Source organism: Nocardia brasiliensis IFM 10847, from assembly GCF_000710915.1.
In the GTDB taxonomy this organism is placed as follows: domain Bacteria; phylum Actinomycetota; class Actinomycetes; order Mycobacteriales; family Mycobacteriaceae; genus Nocardia; species Nocardia brasiliensis_A.
The window spans coordinates 23758-41587 of record NZ_BAUA01000060.1 but is presented as its reverse complement, the minus strand read 5'-3'; the positions used below and the strand labels follow the sequence as shown (position 1 = coordinate 41587).

Genomic DNA, 17830 nt, shown 5'->3' with positions numbered 1-17830 from the left:
TCGGTTCCGCTGGGTAGTGTTGAAGAACGGGCACGGACATTGCTCATGATCGGGGCCGTGCTCGCAAGTGAGCTCCGGTCATGATGAGGACAGAGGAGGTCGGCTGCCATGGCACAAGAGCAGACCAAGCGCGCCGGGGGCGGCGACGAGGATGAGGGCCCGGACGGTGTGGACGCCGCCGGTCAGGAGCGCCGCGAAAAGCTCGCGGAGGAGACCGACGACCTACTCGACGAGATCGATGATGTGCTCGAGGAGAACGCCGAAGACTTCGTCCGCGCGTACGTTCAGAAAGGCGGCCAGTGACAGTAGGTGACCCCTCGCGTCTCCACCTGGGGTACGCCCTCTCGTCCTTCTCCGAATACCTTCGCATGCACGCGCCGGACCTGTTGCCCGCCAACAAGTTCGCCGCGATGGACGGTGCCGGGCTCGGTGCCGCCGCGAAGGATTTCGCGCCGCATGGAACCACCATCGTCGCGATCAGCTACCGCGGTGGCGTGCTCATCGCGGGTGACCGGCGGGCCACCCAGGGAAACCTGTTGGCCAGCAGGGACATCGAGAAGGTCTACATCACCGACAGCTTCTCCGCGGCCGGTATCGCGGGTACCGCGGGCATGGCTGTCGAGATGGTGCGGATCTTCGCGGTGGAGCTGGAGCACTACGAGAAGCTCGAGGGCGTGCCACTGACTTTCGACGGCAAGGCGAACAAGCTGTCGAAGATGGTGCGTGAGAATCTGCCTGCGGCCCTGCAGGGCCTGGCGGTGGTACCGATGCTGGTCGGCTACGACCACAACGCCACCGACCCGGACCGCTCGGGCCGCATCGTGTCCTTCGATGTGGTGGGGGGACGCAGTGAAGAGCGGTTCGGTTACGCGGCGGTGGGATCGGGTTCGGTCTTCGCCAAGGGATCGCTGAAGAAGCTGTACACCAAGGGAATTGATCAGGAGCGGGCGTTGCGTGTCGCTGTCGAGGCGCTGTTCGACGCGGCCGACGACGACACCGCGACCGGTGGCCCTGATCTGCTGCGCGGGATCTACCCGACAGCGATCGTGATCGACGACGACGGCGCGGTCGAGGTGACCGAGAATCGTCTGGCCGAGATCGCGCGGGCGATCGTCACCGACCGTGAGGCTGCGGAAGAAGGGAGCGCTCGCGCATGACACTGCCGTACTACGCGTCGGCCGAGCAGATCATGCGCGACAAGACCGAGCTCGCCCGCAAGGGCATCGCTCGGGGTCGCAGCGTCGTGGTCCTGGTGTACGACAAGGGTGTCGTGTTCGTCGCGGAGAACCCGTCCGCGACGCTGCACAAGGTGAGTGAGCTCTACGACCGGGTCGGGTTCGCCGCGGTCGGCAAGTACAACGAGTTCGAGAACCTGCGCCGGGACGGCATTCTCCGGGCCGACCTGCGCGGATACTCCTACGACCGCCGGGATGTGACCGGGCGGGCGTTGGCCAACGGGTACGCGCAGCTGCTCGGCACGATCTTCACCGACCAGCTCAAGCCGTACGAGGTGGAGATCTGTGTCGCGGAGGTGGGCTATCCGGAGCAGCAGCCGACCTCGGTGCTGTATCGGATCACCTTCGACGGGTCCATCGTGGACGAGCGCGAATACGTGGTGATGGGCGGCACGACCGAGCCCATCGTCACGGCGCTGAAGGCGTCCTACCAGCCCGGTCTGGACCTGGCCGCCGCGATCAAGATCGCGGTGCAGGCCCTGCAGGCCGGGGTGCCCGAGGGCGCGGAGAAGGAGAAGCGCGTGCTCGGCGTGAGCTCCCTCGAGGTCGCCACGCTGGAGCAGGCGCGGCCGCGGCGGGCGTTCCGCCGCGTCACCAACTCCACGCTCGAGCAGCTGCTCGAGCCGCCGAAGAAAGCCGGGAAGGCGCAGGAGCCGCCGGCCGCGGAGACCCCGGCCGCGGAGTAGCCGGAAAGCCGGTATCGGGCCCGTAGCGGACAAGCGCCGCTACGGGCCCGAGTCGGGTCCGAGCTCGGAGCGAACCGGGCATAACGGGCCGAATCGTTGTGAACCCGTATGCGTTCGTGTTGTCCGCAGCCCCACGCGAGTGCATGACATGGCTGTAATGTCGATAGTGTGCAGCGACGAATCATGGGGATCGAGACCGAGTTCGGTGTGACATGCACCTTCCACGGTCACCGTCGGCTGTCCCCCGACGAGGTGGCCCGGTATCTTTTCCGCCGGGTGGTGTCCTGGGGCCGTAGCTCGAACGTGTTCCTCCGCAACGGTGCTCGGCTCTACTTGGATGTCGGGTCCCATCCGGAGTACGCGACTGCCGAATGCGACAGCCTGCACCAATTGGTGACCCACGACCGAGCAGGCGAGCGGGTCCTCGAAGAGTTGTTGATCGACGCCGAGCAGCGGCTCGCCGAAGAAGGCATCGGCGGCGACATCTACCTTTTCAAGAACAACACCGACTCCGCGGGCAACTCCTACGGCTGCCACGAGAACTTCTGCGTGGTGCGTGCGGGCGAGTTCTCCAGGATCTCCGACGTGTTGCTGCCGTTCCTGGTCACCCGCCAGTTGATCTGCGGCGCGGGCAAGATCCTGCAGACGCCGAAGGCGGCCACGTTCTGCCTGTCGCAGCGGGCCGAGCACATCTGGGAGGGCGTCTCCTCGGCGACCACCCGCTCGCGGCCGATCATCAACACCCGCGACGAGCCGCACGCGGACGCGGAGAAGTACCGCCGCCTGCACGTCATCGTGGGCGATTCGAACATGGCCGAGACCACCACCATGCTCAAGGTCGGCACCGCGGCCCTGGTGCTGGAGATGATCGAGGCGGGCGTCTCGTTCCGTGACTTCGCCCTGGACAACCCGATTCGCGCGATCCGTGAGGTCAGTCACGACCTGACCGGTCGCCGTCCAGTGCGCCTGGCGGGCGGCCGGCAGGCCAGTGCCCTCGACATCCAGCGCGAGTACTACGCCCGCGCGGTCGAGCATCTGCGCAACCGGGACCGGGATCCGCAGATCGACCAGGTCGTCGACCTGTGGGGCCGCACGCTGGACGCGGTCGAGGCGCAGGACTTCGCCAAGGTGGACACCGAGATCGACTGGGTGATCAAGCGCAAACTGTTCCAGCGCTACCAGGATCGCTACAGCATGGAGCTGTCCGATCCGAAGATCGCCCAGCTGGACCTGGCCTACCACGACATCAAGCGCGGCCGCGGCGTGTTCGACCTGCTGCAGCGCAAGGGGCTGGCCAAGCGGATCACCGAGGACGAGGCCGTGGACGCCGCGGTCGACACCCCGCCGCAGACCACCCGGGCCAAGCTGCGCGGCGATTTCATCACCGCGGCACAGGAGGCGGGGCGCGACTTCACCGTCGACTGGGTGCACCTCAAGTTGAACGACCAGGCGCAGCGCACGGTCCTGTGCAAGGATCCGTTCCGCTCGGTCGACGAACGCGTGGACCGGCTGATCGCCTCCATGTAGAACGGGGCGACCGAACCCGATCCGTCGGGTCTCGGTCGCCGTCGGACCTCGGCGCTGACGAGCGGTGATGTCGCGCGCGCCGATCGTGCCTACCGTGGAGGCATGGCAGATACCGAACTCTTGAACGAGCTGCTCGCCGTCGAGCGGAAGGGCTGGGACTCGCTCTGCGACAGCACCGGCGCCGACTTCTACGGTGCCCTGATGACCGGCGACGCCGTCATGGTGCTCGCCAACGGCATGATCCTGGACCGCCCCGGAGTCGTTGCCGCCCTGCGGGATTCACCGCCCTGGCGCACCTACGAGATCCGCGACCCGCGCCTGGTCGACGTCGGCGTGCACAGCAAAATCCTCGTCTACACCGGCCTCGCCTACCGCGACGCCGACACCCCCGCCTTCACCGGCCTCATGTCCAGCGTCTACCTCCGCGCCGGCGGCGAATGGAAACTGGCCCTCTACCAGCAAACCGAGATCACCGGCTGAGCTCGTCTTCGGCGCGGTAATACAACTGAAGTTGCGCCGATTTGACGCTACCATGCCACTATGGCGACTATTCAGGTTCGTGATATCTCCGAAGAGGACGCGGAAGCGCTTCGTGCCGCTGCGGCCGAGGCGGGGATGTCACTGCAGGCATACATGCGTCGAGAGGTCAGTTCGCTCGCTCGGCGACGTGTCAAACAGCAGGCGTTAGCCGAATTCCGCGAGGTGATGGCACGGGACCCGTCCCCCGGCGTCGAAGGTGATTTCGTGGTCGAAACACTTCGGGAGCTGCGGGGTGAGTGAAGAATTCGTCGTTGACGCGTCCGCGATGGCGGATGCGCTGTTGCGGACCGATGCGGTGGGGGTCGCACTCGCCAAACGTATTTCGGGATCGATCTGCCATGCGCCGCATCTCATCGACGCGGAAGTCGGAAGTGTTTTCCGCAAGGCCGAACGGCAGGCGAAGATCACCTCGGATGAGGCCCTGACCGGAATTCGGCTGGCGAAGATACTGATCGATGAGCGCTATGCGCATCACGGGCCGCTCGCAGCGCAGGCTTGGCAATGTCGGCACACCGTCTCGTACTACGACGGACTGTATGTCGCGCTGGCTGCAACGCTCGGCATACCGTTGCTCACCTCCGACGCGAGGCTCAGCAATGCGCCGGGCCTGCCATGCCGGGTTCAGCTGATCTCGTCCTGAGTGGAGGCTGGGTCCGCCCGCCGCATCGGTCGGGGGCCGATGCGGCCATTGTCTTTCGCGAAGGCCAGTGGTCCTCGAGCGTTCGCTGATCAGCGGCTGAGCTCGTCTTCGGCCAAGTAGCGCTCTACGGTGGCGATCTTGGCGGTCATGGCGTCGGTGACGCCGGGGCGGATATCGGCTTTGAGGACCAGGCTGCAGCGGGGGGCGACGGCGATGACGGCGTCGGTGGCCGCTTTGACCACGGCCATCACCTCGTCCCATTCGCCCTCGACGGTGGTGAACATGGCATCGGTGCGGTTGGGCAGGCCGCTGGCGCGCACCACGCGGACCGCCTCCGCGACCGCCCGGCCCACGTCGACGCCGGTCCCGAGCGGCGTCACAGAAAACGCGATGATCATGTCCTCCATAGTGCCCGGGGGTTTCTGTGAGCGAGGAATCGCGCGCCGCCGCGCACGGTCGGCATGCCGCCCATTACCCTCTATCGGGTGGCGATATCCAAGGTCGAGCGGCTGATGAATCTGGTCATCGCGCTGCTGTCGACCCGGCAGTTCCTGACCGCGGAGCGGATTCGGGACAGCGTCGCGGGGTACGAGGATTCCGTCAGCGACGAGGCGTTCAGCCGAATGTTCGAGCGGGACAAGAACGAACTGCGTGACCTGGGCATACCTCTCGAGATCGGACCGGTGAGCCGGTACTCGTCGGTGGAGGGCTACCGGATCAACCGCGACGCCTACGAACTGCCCGAGATCGATCTGTCCGACGAGGAGGCGGCCGCGGTCGCGGTGGCCGTGCAGATGTGGGAGTCGCCGGAACTGGCCGCCGCCGCGGACGGCGCGCTGCTCAAGCTCCGCGCCGCGGGCGTGCACGTGGAGACCGACGCCACGGTGGCCGCCGTGCCCGCCGTCCCGGCCCGCACCCGCGGCTCCGAACCGGTGCTCGGCAAACTCCTTGCCGCCATCGACGCGGGCCAGGCGGTGCGGTTCGAGCATCGCGGCGCGATCAACGCCCCCTATTTGATGCGCGACGTGGAACCGTGGGGTGTGGTCACCCATCACGGCCGCTGGTATCTGGTCGGGCACGACCGGGACCGGGACGCGGTGCGCAGCTTCCGCCTGTCCCGGATCGGGGACGACGTCACGCCCTACGGTCCGGCGAACACGGTGCGCAAACCGGACGGCGTCGACTTGCGCGCGATCGTCTCGCAGGTGACCAGTTCGGCGCCGGTCAGCGGCACCGCGACGGTGTGGGTGGCCGACGGCCGGGGCCGCGAGCTGCGCCGGATCGGTCAGATCACCGGCGAACGCACGATCGGCGGCCGGGCCGGCGCGGTGGTCGAGTTGCCGGTGCGCTCGCGCGACTGGATCGCCCGCCTGATCACCGGCCTGGGCCCGGACGCGGTGGTGCTCGCGCCCGAGGAGTTGCGCACCGACGTGGTCAACCGGCTGCGCTCGGTGTTCGATCGCACGGAGGTCACCGCGTGAATTCCCGGCTTTCCGTGCGGCTTTCGCGGCTGCTCAACATGATCCCGTACTTCATCGCGCATCCCGGCATCAGCGCCGCGGAGGCCGCCGCCGACCTGGGCGTCACCTCCAAGCAGCTGATGAGCGATCTCAACCAGCTGTGGATGTGCGGGTTGCCCGGCTACGGCCCCGGTGATCTGATCGATCTCTCGTTCTCCGAGGAGAGCATCGAGGTCACCTTCTCCGCGGGCATCGACCGGCCGCTGCGGCTGACCTCGACCGAGGCGACCGCGCTGCTGGTGGCGCTGCGTTCGATCGTGGAGATGCCGGGCATGGTCGATCCGACCGCGGCGCACGCCGCCATCGCGAAGATCGAGTCGGCGATCGCGGGCGGCTCGGGCGCCGAACCGGAGCAGACCCGCACGCCGCCGCTGGAGGCGCCCGCCGTCGCCACGGTGCGTTCGGCGCTGGCCCGGCAGCACGCCTTGCGCCTGGTCTACTACTCCGCCAGCCGGGACGTGGTGTCCGAGCGGGTGGTCGACCCGATCCGCATCGTCCTGGTGGACAACAACAGTTATCTGCAAGCCTGGTGCAGGCAGGCCGAGGGCGTGCGCCTGTTCCGGTTCGACCGGATCGAGGACGCCACCGAGCTCGACGAGCCGGCGCGTCCGCCGAGTCACGCCACCGAGGAGTCCGCCGCGCTCGACCTCTTCCAGGACGATCCCGCGGTTCCCTTGGCGCGCTTGCGCATTCACCCCGACTACGCCTGGGTGCTCGATCAGTATCCGATGAACCGGATCGCGGTGCACGCCGACGGCAGCCTGGAGGCGACGATGCGGTTCGCCACCCTGGACTGGATGGCGCGGTTGCTGCTCGGGTTCGGCTCCGGGGTGACCGCGCTCGGGCCGCCGGAACTGGTCGCCGCGGTGCGCGAACGTTCCAACGCCGCCCTGGCCGCCTATGCCGCAGCGGGATTCGAGCCGACGTGACCAGCCGGGTCATGGTGATCGGTGCGGGCAGCATCGGCATCTTCGTCGGCGGCAAACTGGCCGTCGCGGGCGCGGACGTCACCTTCGTCGGCCGGCCGCGGGGTGCTCGACGAGATCACCGCGTCCGGTATCCGGCTCACCGACCTCGACGGCGGTGACGACGCGCTGGCGGCCGACCGGTTCCGGGTGGCCACCGAGCCGGACGATATCGGGTCGGCCGAGTTGGTGCTCGTCACGGTGAAGTCGGCGGCGACCGCCGACGCCGTGCGCGAGCTGGCAGGCAAGATCCGCCCGGGCACCGTGGTGCTGAGTCTGCAGAACGGGATCGGCAACGACACCGTGATCCGGGAGATCCTGCCGCACTGCGTGGTGCTGGCGGGCATGGTCATGTTCAACGTGGTGCAGCACGCGGGCGGCCGATTCCATCGCGGCACCGAGGGCGGCCTGGCAGTGCAGGACGATCCGGAGCTCGCGCCGTTCCTCGGCGTCTTCGAGCAGGCCGGGCTGGCGCTGCGCCGCTACCCGGACCTGCGCCCGGTGCAGTGGGCCAAGCTGCTGCTGAATCTGAACAATCCGATCAACGCGCTGTCCGGGCGCCCGCTGCGCGAACAGCTCGCCGACCGGGACTATCGCCGCTGCCTGGCGCTCACCCAGCGCGAGGCGCTCACTGTGATGAACAAAGCGCGAATTGCGCCCGCGCGGCTGACCCCGGTGCCGCCGCGCGTCATGGCCGCGCTGCTGACCGTGCCCGACGCGATCTTCCGGCGGGTGTTCGGACAGGTGCTCGCCGTGGACCCGATGGCGCGCTCGTCCATGGCGGATGATCTGGCTCTGGGGCGCAGGACCGAAATCTCTTGGCTGTGTGGGGAAATCGTGGGACTGGGGGCCATGGTCGATCTTCCGACACCGGTCAATCAGCGGCTGATCGAACTGGTCGTCGCGGCGGAGCAGGGGGATCGTCGCACGTGGACCGGGCCGGAGCTGCTCGCGCAGCTGCGCGCCGCGCGGGCGGCGATCCGGTGACCCGGCCCCGCGGGCCCGGCTGAACACCGGACAAACGAGGCGGACGGTGGCGTTCGCGCACGTCACCCTCCGGTAGCATCAGAACCATCACCAGTCTTGGGAGGTATTAATCATGGGCAGTCTGAGCATCTGGCACTGGCTGATCATTGCGGTCGTTTTCGTGATGTTCTTCGGTGCCAAGCGGATGCCCGACGCGGCCCGCAGCCTGGGTCGGTCGCTGCGCATCTTCAAGAGCGAGGTCAGCCAGATGCAGCACGAGGGCAAGGACGCCAAGGACGCCGACGCGCCCGCTCCGGCGCAGCCCGCGCAGCCGCAGCAGCTGCCGCCCGCGCAGGCGGTGACGCCGACGGCCACGCAGCAGCCCCACGCCGAGCCGAAGTCGCTCTGAGTCAGACCGAAGTCATGCGGAGCGGGCCCGGGTCGCGCGGCCTGCTCATGGCGGAGTGCGGAAACTCACTCCGGGCCTAGTGCGCCGTCGCCGAGCGGGGCACTCCTACCCAGGGGCAATCACCAACCATGCGAATCCCGTTCGATCCCCGGCGCAGCAAGCGCAGGACCAACCCCGACGGCACCATGTCGTTGGTCGAGCATCTGCAGGAACTGCGGTACCGGCTGCTGGTCTCGATCGCCGCGGTCATCGTCACCACGGTGCTGGGATTCATCTGGTACGAATACGGCTTCCTGGGGGTCTCCAGTCTGGGCGATATCCTGCGCGGGCCCTACTGCTCGCTGCCGGATTCGGCGCGTGCCGCGCTCAGCCCCGACGGCTCCTGCAAGCTGCTGGCCACCGCGCCGTTCGAGCAGTTCACCCTGCGTTTGAAGGTCGGCATGACGGCGGGCATCGTGCTGGCCGCGCCGATCTGGCTGTATCAGCTGTGGGCGTTCATCACGCCCGGCCTGTACGCCAAGGAACGCAAGTACGCGGTCGGTTTCGTCTCGACCGGCACGGTGCTGTTCCTCACCGGTGCGGTGCTGGCCTACGTGGTCGTGGCGCACGCGTTGAGCTTCCTGCTCTCGATCGGCAACAACGTCCAGATCACCGCGCTCAGCGGTTCGCAGTACTTCAGCTTCATCATCCAGCTGCTGGTGATCTTCGGCGTGAGCTTCGAAACTCCGTTGCTGATCATCGGATTGAACCTCATCGGGGTGCTCACCTATCAGCGGCTGAAGGCGTGGCGGCGCGGAATCACGTTCGGGCTCTTCGTGTTCGCGGCCATCGTGACGCCGCAGGATCCGTTCTCCATGCTCGCGCTGGCGTTCGCGCTGACGGTGCTGTTCGAGTTCGCGATCCAGTTCTCCCGGATCAACGACATCCGCAAGGCGCGCAAGGAAGCCGAGAGTCTGGCCGCGCTCTCCGACGAGGAGGCGTCCGCGGTGAGTGGCCCGGAGCCGATCGCACCGGCCGAATCGATCGTGACACCCCCGGAGAAAACTGCGCGCTCGATGTCGGACTACTCCGATACCCTCTGACGGTGACACATCACCGGTCGCACACGGGCGAGCTAGCGAAGTTCTCCACCGAGCTGAAATTCAGTCTCGATCCCTTCCAGCGCACCGCCTGTGCGGCACTCGAAGAAGGCCACAGCGTCCTGGTCTGCGCGCCCACCGGCGCCGGCAAGACGGTCGTCGGCGAATTCGCGGTACACCTGGCGCTCGCGGCGGGCGGTAAATGCTTCTACACCACGCCGATCAAGGCGCTGTCGAACCAGAAGTTCGCCGACCTCACCGAGCGCTACGGCCGCGAAAGCGTCGGCCTGCTCACCGGTGACCAGTCGATCAACTCCGACGCGCCGGTGGTCGTGATGACCACCGAGGTGCTGCGCAACATGCTGTACGCGTCCTCGGACGCGCTGCGCGGCCTGTCGTACGTGGTGATGGACGAGGTGCACTATCTGGCCGACCGTTTCCGCGGCGCGGTGTGGGAGGAAGTGATCCTGCACCTGCCGCCGGACGTGCGGCTGGTCAGCCTGTCCGCGACGGTCAGCAACGCCGAGGAGTTCGGCGCGTGGATGGAGACCGTGCGCGGCGACACCGCCGTGGTGGTGGACGAGACCAGGCCGGTGCCGCTGTGGCAGCACGTCATGGTCGGGCGGCGGATGTTCGACCTGTTCGACACCGATTCCACCGATCAGAAGGTGCTCGTCGACGAGGACCTGGTGCGGTTCATCAAACAGCGCGAACTCGCCGACCGGGCGAACAGCTGGGGCGGTCCGCGCAATGGTCGTGGCGGGCCGCGGCGCGACTTCCGGCCGCTGCCGCGCCCCGAGGTGCTGGCCAAGCTGGACGAAGAGGGCCTGCTGCCCGCGATCACCTTCATCTTCAGCCGTGCGGGGTGCGACGGCGCGCTGGCCCAGTGCCTGCGGTCGCGGTTGGACCTGGGCCGGGACGAGGACCGCGCCGAGGTCGACGCCATCATCGAGAAGCACACCGGCGATCTGCCCAAGGCCGATCTCGAGGTGCTCGGCTATTGGGAGTGGCGCGAGGCGCTGCACCGCGGGCTGGCCGCGCACCACGCCGGCATGCTGCCCGCGTTCCGGCACACCGTCGAGGAACTGTTCGTCAACGGGCTGGTGCGGGCGGTATTCGCCACGGAGACACTGGCTCTCGGCATCAACATGCCCGCCCGCACGGTGGTGCTGGAGCGACTGGTCAAGTTCAACGGCGAGTCGCACGCCGAACTCACGCCTGGGGAATATACCCAGCTGACCGGTCGCGCCGGCCGGCGCGGCATCGACGTCGAGGGGCACGCGGTGGTGCTGTGGCAGCCCGAGGTGGACACCAGCGCGGTCGCCGGCCTGGCCTCCACCCGGACCTACCCGCTGCGCAGTTCGTTCCGTCCCGGCTACAACATGTCCATCAACCTGATCGACCGGATGGGCGCCGCCGAATCGCGGGCGCTGCTGGAACGTTCCTTCGCCCAGTTCCAGGCCGACCGGTCGGTGGTCGGGCTGGTGCGCGGCATCGAACGCAACGAGGCCGCGCTGCGCAAGCTGCGCGATCAGCTCGGCGGCACGGAAGGCGGCTTCCTGGAATACATTTCGTTGCGCGAGCGGATCAAGCAGCGGGAACGCCAGCTGGAACAGCAGGGCCGGTCCGACCGGCGCGGCGCCGCCGTGGAGGCGCTGGTCGCGCTGCGCCGCGGGGACGTGGTCGCGATCCCGTCCGGACGGCGCGCCGGGCTCGCGGTGATCCTGGAACCCGATGCGACGCCGGGCGATCCGCGACCGCTCGTGCTCACCGCGGACAAGTGGGCGGGCCGGATCTCGGTGGCCGACTTCCCGGTGCCGGCCGAACCGCTGGGCCATATGCGCCTGCCGCGCCGAGTCGATCACCGGACCGCGCAGGCCCGCCGCGACCTGGCCTCGGCCCTGCGCAGCACCGGCATCTCCGCGCCGGGCCGCCCGCGTCGCGGCAAGCGGTCCGGCGCCGCCGACGACCGGGAACTGGCGACGCTGCGCCGCAGCCTGCGCTCCCATCCCGCGCACACCCGTCCGGACCGGGAGCAGATGGCCCGCATCGGCGAGCGCTACAACCGGCTGCTCCGGGAAACCGAGACCATGCGCCAGAAGGTTGCCGCGACGACGAACTCGCTGGCCCGCACTTTCGACCGGATCCTCGGCCTGCTGCAGGAGCGCGGGTTCGTGCACGACTCCGAGGTCACCGCGGACGGGCGCAGGCTCGCCCGCATCTACTCCGAGAGCGATCTGCTGGTCGCCGAATGCCTGCGGCAAGGGCTGTGGCGGGGGCTCGGCCCCGCCGAACTGGCCGGTGTCGTATCCATTCTGGTGTTCGAATCGCGCCAGGACGGCGGCTATCTCGGCGCGAGCGGGCCCACGGCGCCGATCCGCCGGGCCGTCGCCGAGACCATCCGGGTCTGGAGCGAGCTGCGTTCCGACGAGGCCCGGCACAAACTGCCGCCTACCCGAGAGCCCGATCTGGGCTTCGTCACCGGGGTGCACAAGTGGGCGCGCGGCGACGGGTTGGCCGAGTCGTTGCTCGCCAGCGGCGACCAGGCCGCGCCGCTGTCCGCGGGCGATTTCGTGCGCTGGTGCAGGCAGGTCATCGATCTGCTCGACCAGATCCACGGCAACGCCGACGATCCGGAGGTCGCCGCGACCGCCGCCAAGGCGGTGCGAGCGATCCGGCGGGGTGTCGTCGCGGTGGATGCCGCATAACGGGCAAGTCGGTCCCTAGACTGCGCAGAGCGAAGCGACAGCCCGCGCGCAGCCGAGGCGGCGGCGGGAGCTACGCGTACCGGATTCGATTGTGATTTGATTTCTTTCGCGTACCGACCGTGGCGGAGGAGTCGAGTTATACGACGGTTCCCACGCGGGGGGCTACCGTGTGTACAACGATGCGAGTGGAGGCAACCAGATGAGCGGCCCGTTTGGACCCAGCGAACCCGGGGAGGGGCGCAACGATCCCACCCAGCAGTGGGGCGGCCAGCAGCCACCCGGACAACAGTGGGGTGGTCAGCCGCAGACGCCCGCGTCGGCGCAGCCGACCCAGCACTGGGGTGACCAGCAGCCGCAACAGCAGTGGGGCCAGCAGCCCAGCCAGCCGCAGTGGGGTCAGCAGCCCGCGCAGCCGTGGAGCCAGCCCGGCCAGCCGCAGCCCGGCCAGCAGTGGGGGCAGCAGCCGCAGGATTGGCAGCAGGGACAGCAACCGCAGTGGGGCCAGCAGCCCGGTCAGCCGCAGTGGGGTCAGCAACCCGGGCAGCAGCCGCCGCAGGGCGGTAAGGGCAAGGGCCTGATCATCGGCTTGGTGGTGCTCGGTGTGGTCGTCATCGGCGCCGTCGTCGCCCTCGTCCTGGTGCTCACCGCCCAGGACAAACTGGACCAGGCCGCGGTGCAGGACGGCGTCAAGAAGGTGCTCTCCGATTCCTACGGCATCCAGGACGTCAGCGACGTCAGCTGCCCCTCCGGTCAGGCGGTCAAGGTCGACGCCACCTTCGCCTGCGACGTCAAGGTCAGCGGCGAAGCCAAGAAGGTGACCATCAAGATCACCAAGGAGGACGGCACCTACGAGGTCGGCCGCCCCAACTAGTTCTCCCCGCCCGGCCGCACGCTCTCTCCGCCGAGCGTGCGGCCGAGCCGTATCCGGGGCCCGGTCGCCCCTTCCGCGCCGAGCGCCGGACGAAGTCTCCGCCCTCGTTCGGCCCGCTGCGTTTCCCGCACCCACCCCGTGAATCCGCCGCGCTATGGCATGGCACAGGGGGTGCGGGAAGACGGAAGTGGTGCGGGAACGCAGGAGGACTGCCTCAGGCGGCGGTGTGGCGCTTGCGGACCACGGCGGCGACGCCGGCGCCGACGACGGCGAGCATCGACACGGCGAGCGCCGCGAGGCAGACGACGATCGTCATCACCACGGGACCCAGGAAGGTGATCCGGCCCCACAGGCCGCACGGCCCGACGTCCTCGGGAATCGTGGCGCACTCGGGGTGCGGGCTCAGGATCTCGGCGAGGAACCACAGCATCCCCACCGCGAGCACCGCCGCGACCGTCATCGCCGAGGCCATGACGAAGCCCCACACAATTCGCATGCGCCCCAACCTATCTCGAGCCGTCGGCCGCCGAGCCCGATATCTGTGTCCGGCCGCTCGCCTGCGGTTTGCGCACCCCTTCTGCGTTCTCGCACTCCGCTATGGCATGGCACAGGGGGTGCGGAGGCAGAAGGGGTGCGGGAAGCTGGGCTCAGGCGGGGCGGGTGAGGGCGGTGATGAGGCGGGTGATCGGGCTTTCCGCGTTGTAGGTCTTGGCGAGTTCGTGCAGGCGGTCGGGGTCGGCGGGGGTGGCGGGGAGGGTGTCGGGGCGAGAGAGTTCCACGTCGGCATCGCAGACGACGCGGACGACCGGGGCGGCGGCCTTCAGATACTCTTGCGCGGCACGGAGTTTGGCGCGCACACCCTGAGCGAGGTCGGCTTCGGGGTCTTCGACCGCGGCGACGAGGGCTTCCAGGGAGCCGAAGCGGGAGATCAGCATGGATGCGGATTTCTCGCCGATGCCCGCCACGCCGGGCAGGCCGTCGGAGGCGTCACCGCGCAGCGTCGCGAGGTCGGCGTACGCGCGGCCCGCATTCGCCAGTGGCACACCGTATTTCGCGGCGACCTCAGCGGGACCGAACAGTTCCGCCTTGGCCAGCCCGCGTCCTGCGTAGAGCACGCGCACGGGTGGCTGCGGGGTGTCACGCACGAGTTGGAGCAGGTCGCGGTCACCGCTGACGACGACCACCGGGTCGGTGCGTTCGCGGGTGGCCAGCGTGCCGAGCACGTCGTCTGCTTCCAGACCGTCCGCGCCGCCGGTCGCGATGCCCGCCGCGGCGAGGACCTCGAGGATCATCTCGACCTGCGGGGTGAGCGTGTCGGGGACCTGTTCCGCGCCTGGTCCCGCGTCGGCGGAGGTGTCGAGCCGATGCGCCTTGTACGAGGGCACCAGTTCGACCCGGAAGGCTGGACGCCAATTCAGGTCCAGGCACACGACCAGCCGGCTCGGCGCGTGCTTGGTGATCAGCGAGGCGACCATGTCGGTGAATCCGCGCAAAGCGTTCACGGATCGGCCGTCGGCCGCCGTGATCTTCTCGGGGATCGCGTGAAAAGCACGGAACCACAGGCTCGCTCCGTCCAGGAGCAGCAACGGTCCACCGGAGTGCGCAGCAGAAGTCACGCGGGTCACGCTACCTGCCCACGCCGACAAATCAGCGCGTAACACCGACCCAGACGGGTTCGTGCCCGTGGTGCGTATCGGCCTTGGCCGCTGCCGATCAGACTCCGGTCGGCTGGACTGCCCCGCCGCGATGTTCGCCGTCAGCCGCCCGCTACACGGCATAGAGATGTGCCGCGCCGAAGCCCTTCCGGTAGGCCGGGACGGAGGAGTGCGTCACGCTCGGGCGCACTCGTCGTGCGCCGAAATCCGGCCATCGGCTGGCCCAGACAGACCGCACGCAAGGGGTTGACAGCATCTATCTGTGACAACCATTCTGAACACAGTTCAATTCGAACCGTGTTCAGAATGGGTGAGTCGATGGCGACAAAGAGTTCGAGCCGGTGGCGAGCGTGGGAGGCGGGCCGGTGAGCGACCTGCATCCGGTGGCCCGGGTCACCCGGGTGGCCCTCGACCGCGTGGTGAATCCCGCCCGGCTGTCCGATCAACGGCAACTGCGCGCCGCGGTCGCCGGCAAGACGGTGCTCGTCACCGGCGCCTCGTTCGGGTTGGGTGCGGCCACCGCACGCGGCTTGGCCGCGGCGGGTGCCCGCGTGCTGCTGGTGGCGCGGACGGCCGAGCGACTGGACGAGGTCGTCGCGGAGATCGAGGCGGCGGGTGGTCAGGCGTTCGCGTTCGCGGCGGATCTGTCGGACGAGGCGGCGGTCGCGGCGTTGATCAAGACCATCGTCGAACGGCACGGGGCGCCGGACGTGATCGTCAGCAATGCGGGCAAGTCGATGCGCCGGTCGCTGCACCTGCAGTACGACCGGTTCCACGATTTCGAGCGCACCATCGGGGTGAACTATCTGGGTCCGGTGCGGCTGCTGCTCGGCCTGCTGCCGCTGATGCGCGAGCGCGGCAGCGGTCAGATCGTCAACATCTCCACGATCGGCGTGCGGATCGCGCCGGGTCCGCGCTGGGGCGCGTATCAGGCGTCGAAAGGCGCCTTCGATGTCTGGTTGCGCAGTGTCGCACCGGAATTGGCGGCCGACGGAGTGACGGTGAGCACCGTGTACATGGCGCTGATCTACACGCGGATGAGCGCGCCCACGCCGATCATGCGCATGCTGCCCGGCCTGTATCCGGCCGAGGCGGCGGGCATCGTGGCGCGGGCGATCGTGCGGCGGCCGCGCGCGATCCAGCCGTGGTGGGTACGCCCCGCCGAGGTCGGCTCCGCGGTACTACCCGGCTCGACCGCACTGTTCATGCGGGTGTGGGCGCGCTGTACCCGCGATACCGACGCCGCGCTCGGAGGTGGGCAGTGATGAGCCTGCTGCGCTCCGGTCCGGCGGCGGCCGCGGCGTTCGTGCGGGCGCGGGTGGTCTGGCCGGTCGGCCCGGCGGCCGCTGCCCGGATGGGTGTCGCGGTCCTGCGCAACGGATCGAATCCCGCTGTGTTGCTGTCGGTCTCGGCCGCCCGCTGGCCGGACCGCACGGCGGTCGTCGACGAGCGGGGCACGCTCACCTACGCCGAGCTGTCCGCACTGGCCGACGCGATCGCGGGCGGACTGCGCACCGACTACGGCATCGGCCCGGGTGCCGCGGTGGCCGTGCTGTGCCGCAACAGTCGCTACTACGCGGCGGGGCTCTTCGGCGTGCTGGCCACCGGCGCGGACGTCGTACTGCTCAACACCGGTTTCGCCGCGGAGACGCTCGCCCGCTCGCTGACGGGGCAACCTGTCGCCGCAGTGCTCTGCGACGCGGAGTTCGTGCCGGTCGTGCGCGCCGCGGGATACGAAGGACCCGTGGTGATCTGCTACGCGGAGCGAGAGGCGGCGGGGGACTCGGTGGCGGCCATGGTGCGCCGTGGTCTGCGCGCGCCGGTGCAAGTTCGGGCCGGGCGCATGGTGATTCTGACTTCCGGCACGACCGGGACACCCAAGGGGGTACCCCGCGATCCGGCGGCGTCGGCGGTCGTCGGGACGGCCACGAGTCTGTTGCGCCGCACCGGGTTGCGCACCGGGGCGGCTGTCGCCGTGGAGATCCCGCTGTTCCACGGGTTCGGTCTCGGTGTGCTGCTGTTGGGGATCGCGCTGGGCGGCAAGCTGATCCTGCGGCGCCACTTCGACGCGGCCGCCACTTTGGCCGCGGTGTCCGAGCATCGGGTGCGGATGCTGGCCGTGGTCCCGGTCATGTTGCAACGGATCCTCGCGGTCCCGGTGGCGGATCGCGCTCGTTTCGATCGATCGTCGCTGTCGGTGGTGCTGTGTGGTGCCGCGCCGTTGCGTCCCGCGCTGGCAACGGAATTCATCGAGGCGTTCGGCGAGGTGCTGTACAACGGATACGGCTCGTCCGAGGTAGGAATCGGTTCGCTGGCCACGCCGGCGGACCTGCGCGGCGCCCCGGGGACGGTCGGCCGGCCCGTACTCGGCACCGAGGTGCGCATTCTCGACGACGCGGGCCGGCGCTTGCCGCCGGGCGTGGTCGGGCATGTATTCGTCGGCAGCGCACTGGGTTTCACCGGTTACACCGGCGGCGGGGACAAGAGCCGGGTCGACGGCCTGATCAACAGCGGTGACCTCGGTTCGCTCGATGCGCACGGACGCCTGTTCCTCGCGGGCCGCGAGGACGACATGATCGTGTCCGGCGGCGAGAACGTCTATCCCCAGGAGGTGGAGGATGTCGTCGCCGCGCATCCGGAACTGTGTGATGTCGCGGTGATCGGGGTGGACGACGACGAATTCGGCCAGCGGCTCGCGGCTTTCGCGGTGCCCGAGCCCGGTTGTGCGCCGAGCGTCGACGACATCCGGGAATACCTCCGGCACAACGTGTCCCGGTTCCAGCAGCCGCGCGATATCCGGCTCGTCGCCGAGATACCGCGCAATCCGTCCGGCAAGGTCGACCGTCCTGCGCTGCGCTCGCTGCTGCTCCAGCCGCCCGGCTGAGCACCTGTCGCGGCAGCAAGAAGATCCATGCGATCACGCAACGCATCGCCTGAACCCGGCTCGCCGAAGCGGTCGGCCCTGCTTGACACCCGCGCCCGCGGTGCACCACCCTCGGGTCAGGCAAATTGAACCCGGTTCGGAACGG

Annotated in this window: 18 protein-coding genes and 1 pseudogene; 16 read left to right on the top strand and 3 right to left on the bottom strand. The window is 68.9% G+C overall.

From position 1 onward, the window contains the following. Positions 1-108 precede the first annotated feature (108 nt). The 7 genes from NBRGI_RS12445 to NBRGI_RS12415 all read left to right on the top strand — a co-directional run bounded on the left by NBRGI_RS12445 (position 109) and on the right by NBRGI_RS12415 (position 4628). Positions 109-303 carry a ubiquitin-like protein Pup gene (locus NBRGI_RS12445; protein WP_014986166.1) on the top strand — a complete coding sequence of 65 codons (195 nt, stop codon included), beginning with the start codon at positions 109-111 and terminating at the stop codon, positions 301-303. After that, positions 300-1157 (top strand): proteasome subunit beta, encoded by an 858-nt coding sequence (prcB, locus tag NBRGI_RS12440; RefSeq protein WP_029895707.1) that lies wholly within the window; start codon positions 300-302, stop codon positions 1155-1157. Before NBRGI_RS12445 ends, prcB begins: the two co-directional genes overlap by 4 nt. Continuing rightward, on the top strand, positions 1154-1921 hold the full coding sequence (gene prcA, locus NBRGI_RS12435) for a proteasome subunit alpha (RefSeq protein WP_029895705.1): 768 nt from the start codon (positions 1154-1156) through the stop codon (positions 1919-1921). The genes prcB and prcA overlap by 4 nt, the downstream gene beginning before the upstream one ends. A 168-nt stretch (positions 1922-2089) precedes the next feature. Continuing rightward, positions 2090-3448 carry a Pup--protein ligase gene (gene pafA / locus NBRGI_RS12430; protein WP_029895704.1) on the top strand — a complete coding sequence of 453 codons (1359 nt, stop codon included), beginning with the start codon at positions 2090-2092 and terminating at the stop codon, positions 3446-3448. A 102-nt stretch (positions 3449-3550) separates the two neighbouring features. Further along, positions 3551-3928 (top strand): nuclear transport factor 2 family protein, encoded by a 378-nt coding sequence (locus NBRGI_RS12425; protein ID WP_029895702.1) that lies wholly within the window; start codon positions 3551-3553, stop codon positions 3926-3928. A gap of 60 nt (positions 3929-3988) precedes the next feature. Continuing rightward, a complete protein-coding gene (locus tag NBRGI_RS12420; protein ID WP_029895700.1) occupies positions 3989-4228 on the top strand; it encodes a FitA-like ribbon-helix-helix domain-containing protein in 240 nt (79 codons plus the stop codon). Continuing rightward, positions 4221-4628, top strand: a complete 408-nt coding sequence (locus NBRGI_RS12415; protein ID WP_235210928.1) for a type II toxin-antitoxin system VapC family toxin — start codon at positions 4221-4223, stop codon at positions 4626-4628. The genes NBRGI_RS12420 and NBRGI_RS12415 overlap by 8 nt, the downstream gene beginning before the upstream one ends. 89 nt (positions 4629-4717) lie before the next feature. Here NBRGI_RS12415 and NBRGI_RS12410 read toward each other — a convergent pair whose 3' ends face one another. Beyond that, complete coding sequence (locus tag NBRGI_RS12410) at positions 4718-5026, bottom strand: MTH1187 family thiamine-binding protein (protein ID WP_029895696.1); 309 nt, start codon at positions 5024-5026, stop codon at positions 4718-4720. An 87-nt stretch (positions 5027-5113) separates the two neighbouring features. Between NBRGI_RS12410 and NBRGI_RS12405 the strand changes: the two genes are divergently transcribed. The 7 genes and pseudogenes from NBRGI_RS12405 (at position 5114) to NBRGI_RS46340 (ending at position 13146) form a co-directional block, all read left to right on the top strand. Beyond that, positions 5114-6109 carry a helix-turn-helix transcriptional regulator gene (locus NBRGI_RS12405; protein WP_029895694.1) on the top strand — a complete coding sequence of 332 codons (996 nt, stop codon included), beginning with the start codon at positions 5114-5116 and terminating at the stop codon, positions 6107-6109. After that, entirely contained in the window at positions 6106-7077 is a 972-nt protein-coding gene (locus tag NBRGI_RS12400) for a helix-turn-helix transcriptional regulator (RefSeq protein WP_029895692.1), read from the top strand. The genes NBRGI_RS12405 and NBRGI_RS12400 overlap by 4 nt, the downstream gene beginning before the upstream one ends. Positions 7078-7088: 11 nt before the next feature. Further along, positions 7089-8100 (top strand): annotated as a pseudogene (locus NBRGI_RS43700) (2-dehydropantoate 2-reductase). 112 nt (positions 8101-8212) lie between these two features. Then, positions 8213-8488, top strand: a complete 276-nt coding sequence (gene tatA / locus NBRGI_RS12390) for a Sec-independent protein translocase subunit TatA (protein WP_029895690.1) — start codon at positions 8213-8215, stop codon at positions 8486-8488. Positions 8489-8616: 128 nt separating this feature from the next. Further along, positions 8617-9570, top strand: a complete 954-nt coding sequence (tatC, locus tag NBRGI_RS12385; RefSeq protein ID WP_029895688.1) for a twin-arginine translocase subunit TatC — start codon at positions 8617-8619, stop codon at positions 9568-9570. A gap of 2 nt (positions 9571-9572) precedes the next feature. Beyond that, on the top strand, positions 9573-12275 hold the full coding sequence (locus tag NBRGI_RS12380; RefSeq protein ID WP_029895686.1) for a DEAD/DEAH box helicase: 2703 nt from the start codon (positions 9573-9575) through the stop codon (positions 12273-12275). 199 nt (positions 12276-12474) lie between these two features. Continuing rightward, entirely contained in the window at positions 12475-13146 is a 672-nt protein-coding gene (locus tag NBRGI_RS46340) for a DUF4333 domain-containing protein (protein ID WP_029895684.1), read from the top strand. A gap of 214 nt (positions 13147-13360) precedes the next feature. Here NBRGI_RS46340 and NBRGI_RS12370 read toward each other — a convergent pair whose 3' ends face one another. Then, positions 13361-13642: a hypothetical protein gene (locus tag NBRGI_RS12370; protein WP_148310791.1), complete on the bottom strand. Its 282-nt coding sequence runs from the start codon at positions 13640-13642 to the stop codon at positions 13361-13363. 151 nt (positions 13643-13793) lie between these two features. Beyond that, entirely contained in the window at positions 13794-14762 is a 969-nt protein-coding gene (locus tag NBRGI_RS12365; protein ID WP_029895680.1) for a 5'-3' exonuclease, read from the bottom strand. A 404-nt stretch (positions 14763-15166) separates the two neighbouring features. Here NBRGI_RS12365 and NBRGI_RS12360 point away from each other — a divergent pair, with 404 nt between their 5' ends. After that, positions 15167-16066: an SDR family NAD(P)-dependent oxidoreductase gene (locus NBRGI_RS12360; protein WP_029895678.1), complete on the top strand. Its 900-nt coding sequence runs from the start codon at positions 15167-15169 to the stop codon at positions 16064-16066. Next, positions 16066-17685: an AMP-binding protein gene (locus NBRGI_RS12355; protein WP_036558711.1), complete on the top strand. Its 1620-nt coding sequence runs from the start codon at positions 16066-16068 to the stop codon at positions 17683-17685. The genes NBRGI_RS12360 and NBRGI_RS12355 overlap by 1 nt, the downstream gene beginning before the upstream one ends. Positions 17686-17830 lie beyond the last annotated feature (145 nt).

Bases quoted from the DNA above. Each gene is read 5' to 3' on its own strand.
- NBRGI_RS12355 (WP_036558711.1), top strand. From the start codon at position 16,066: ATGAGCCTGCTGCGCTCCGGTCCGGCGGCGGCCGCGGCGTTCGTGCGG.
- tatC (WP_029895688.1), top strand. From the start codon at position 8,617: ATGCGAATCCCGTTCGATCCCCGGCGCAGCAAGCGCAGGACCAACCCC.
- NBRGI_RS12425 (WP_029895702.1), top strand. From the start codon at position 3,551: ATGGCAGATACCGAACTCTTGAACGAGCTGCTCGCCGTCGAGCGGAAG.
- NBRGI_RS12420 (WP_029895700.1), top strand. From the start codon at position 3,989: ATGGCGACTATTCAGGTTCGTGATATCTCCGAAGAGGACGCGGAAGCG.
- NBRGI_RS12445 (WP_014986166.1), top strand. From the start codon at position 109: ATGGCACAAGAGCAGACCAAGCGCGCCGGGGGCGGCGACGAGGATGAG.
- tatA (WP_029895690.1), top strand. From the start codon at position 8,213: ATGGGCAGTCTGAGCATCTGGCACTGGCTGATCATTGCGGTCGTTTTC.
- NBRGI_RS46340 (WP_029895684.1), top strand. From the start codon at position 12,475: ATGAGCGGCCCGTTTGGACCCAGCGAACCCGGGGAGGGGCGCAACGAT.
- NBRGI_RS12410 (WP_029895696.1), bottom strand. From the start codon at position 5,026: ATGATCATCGCGTTTTCTGTGACGCCGCTCGGGACCGGCGTCGACGTG.
- prcA (WP_029895705.1), top strand. From the start codon at position 1,154: ATGACACTGCCGTACTACGCGTCGGCCGAGCAGATCATGCGCGACAAG.
- NBRGI_RS12370 (WP_148310791.1), bottom strand. From the start codon at position 13,642: ATGCGAATTGTGTGGGGCTTCGTCATGGCCTCGGCGATGACGGTCGCG.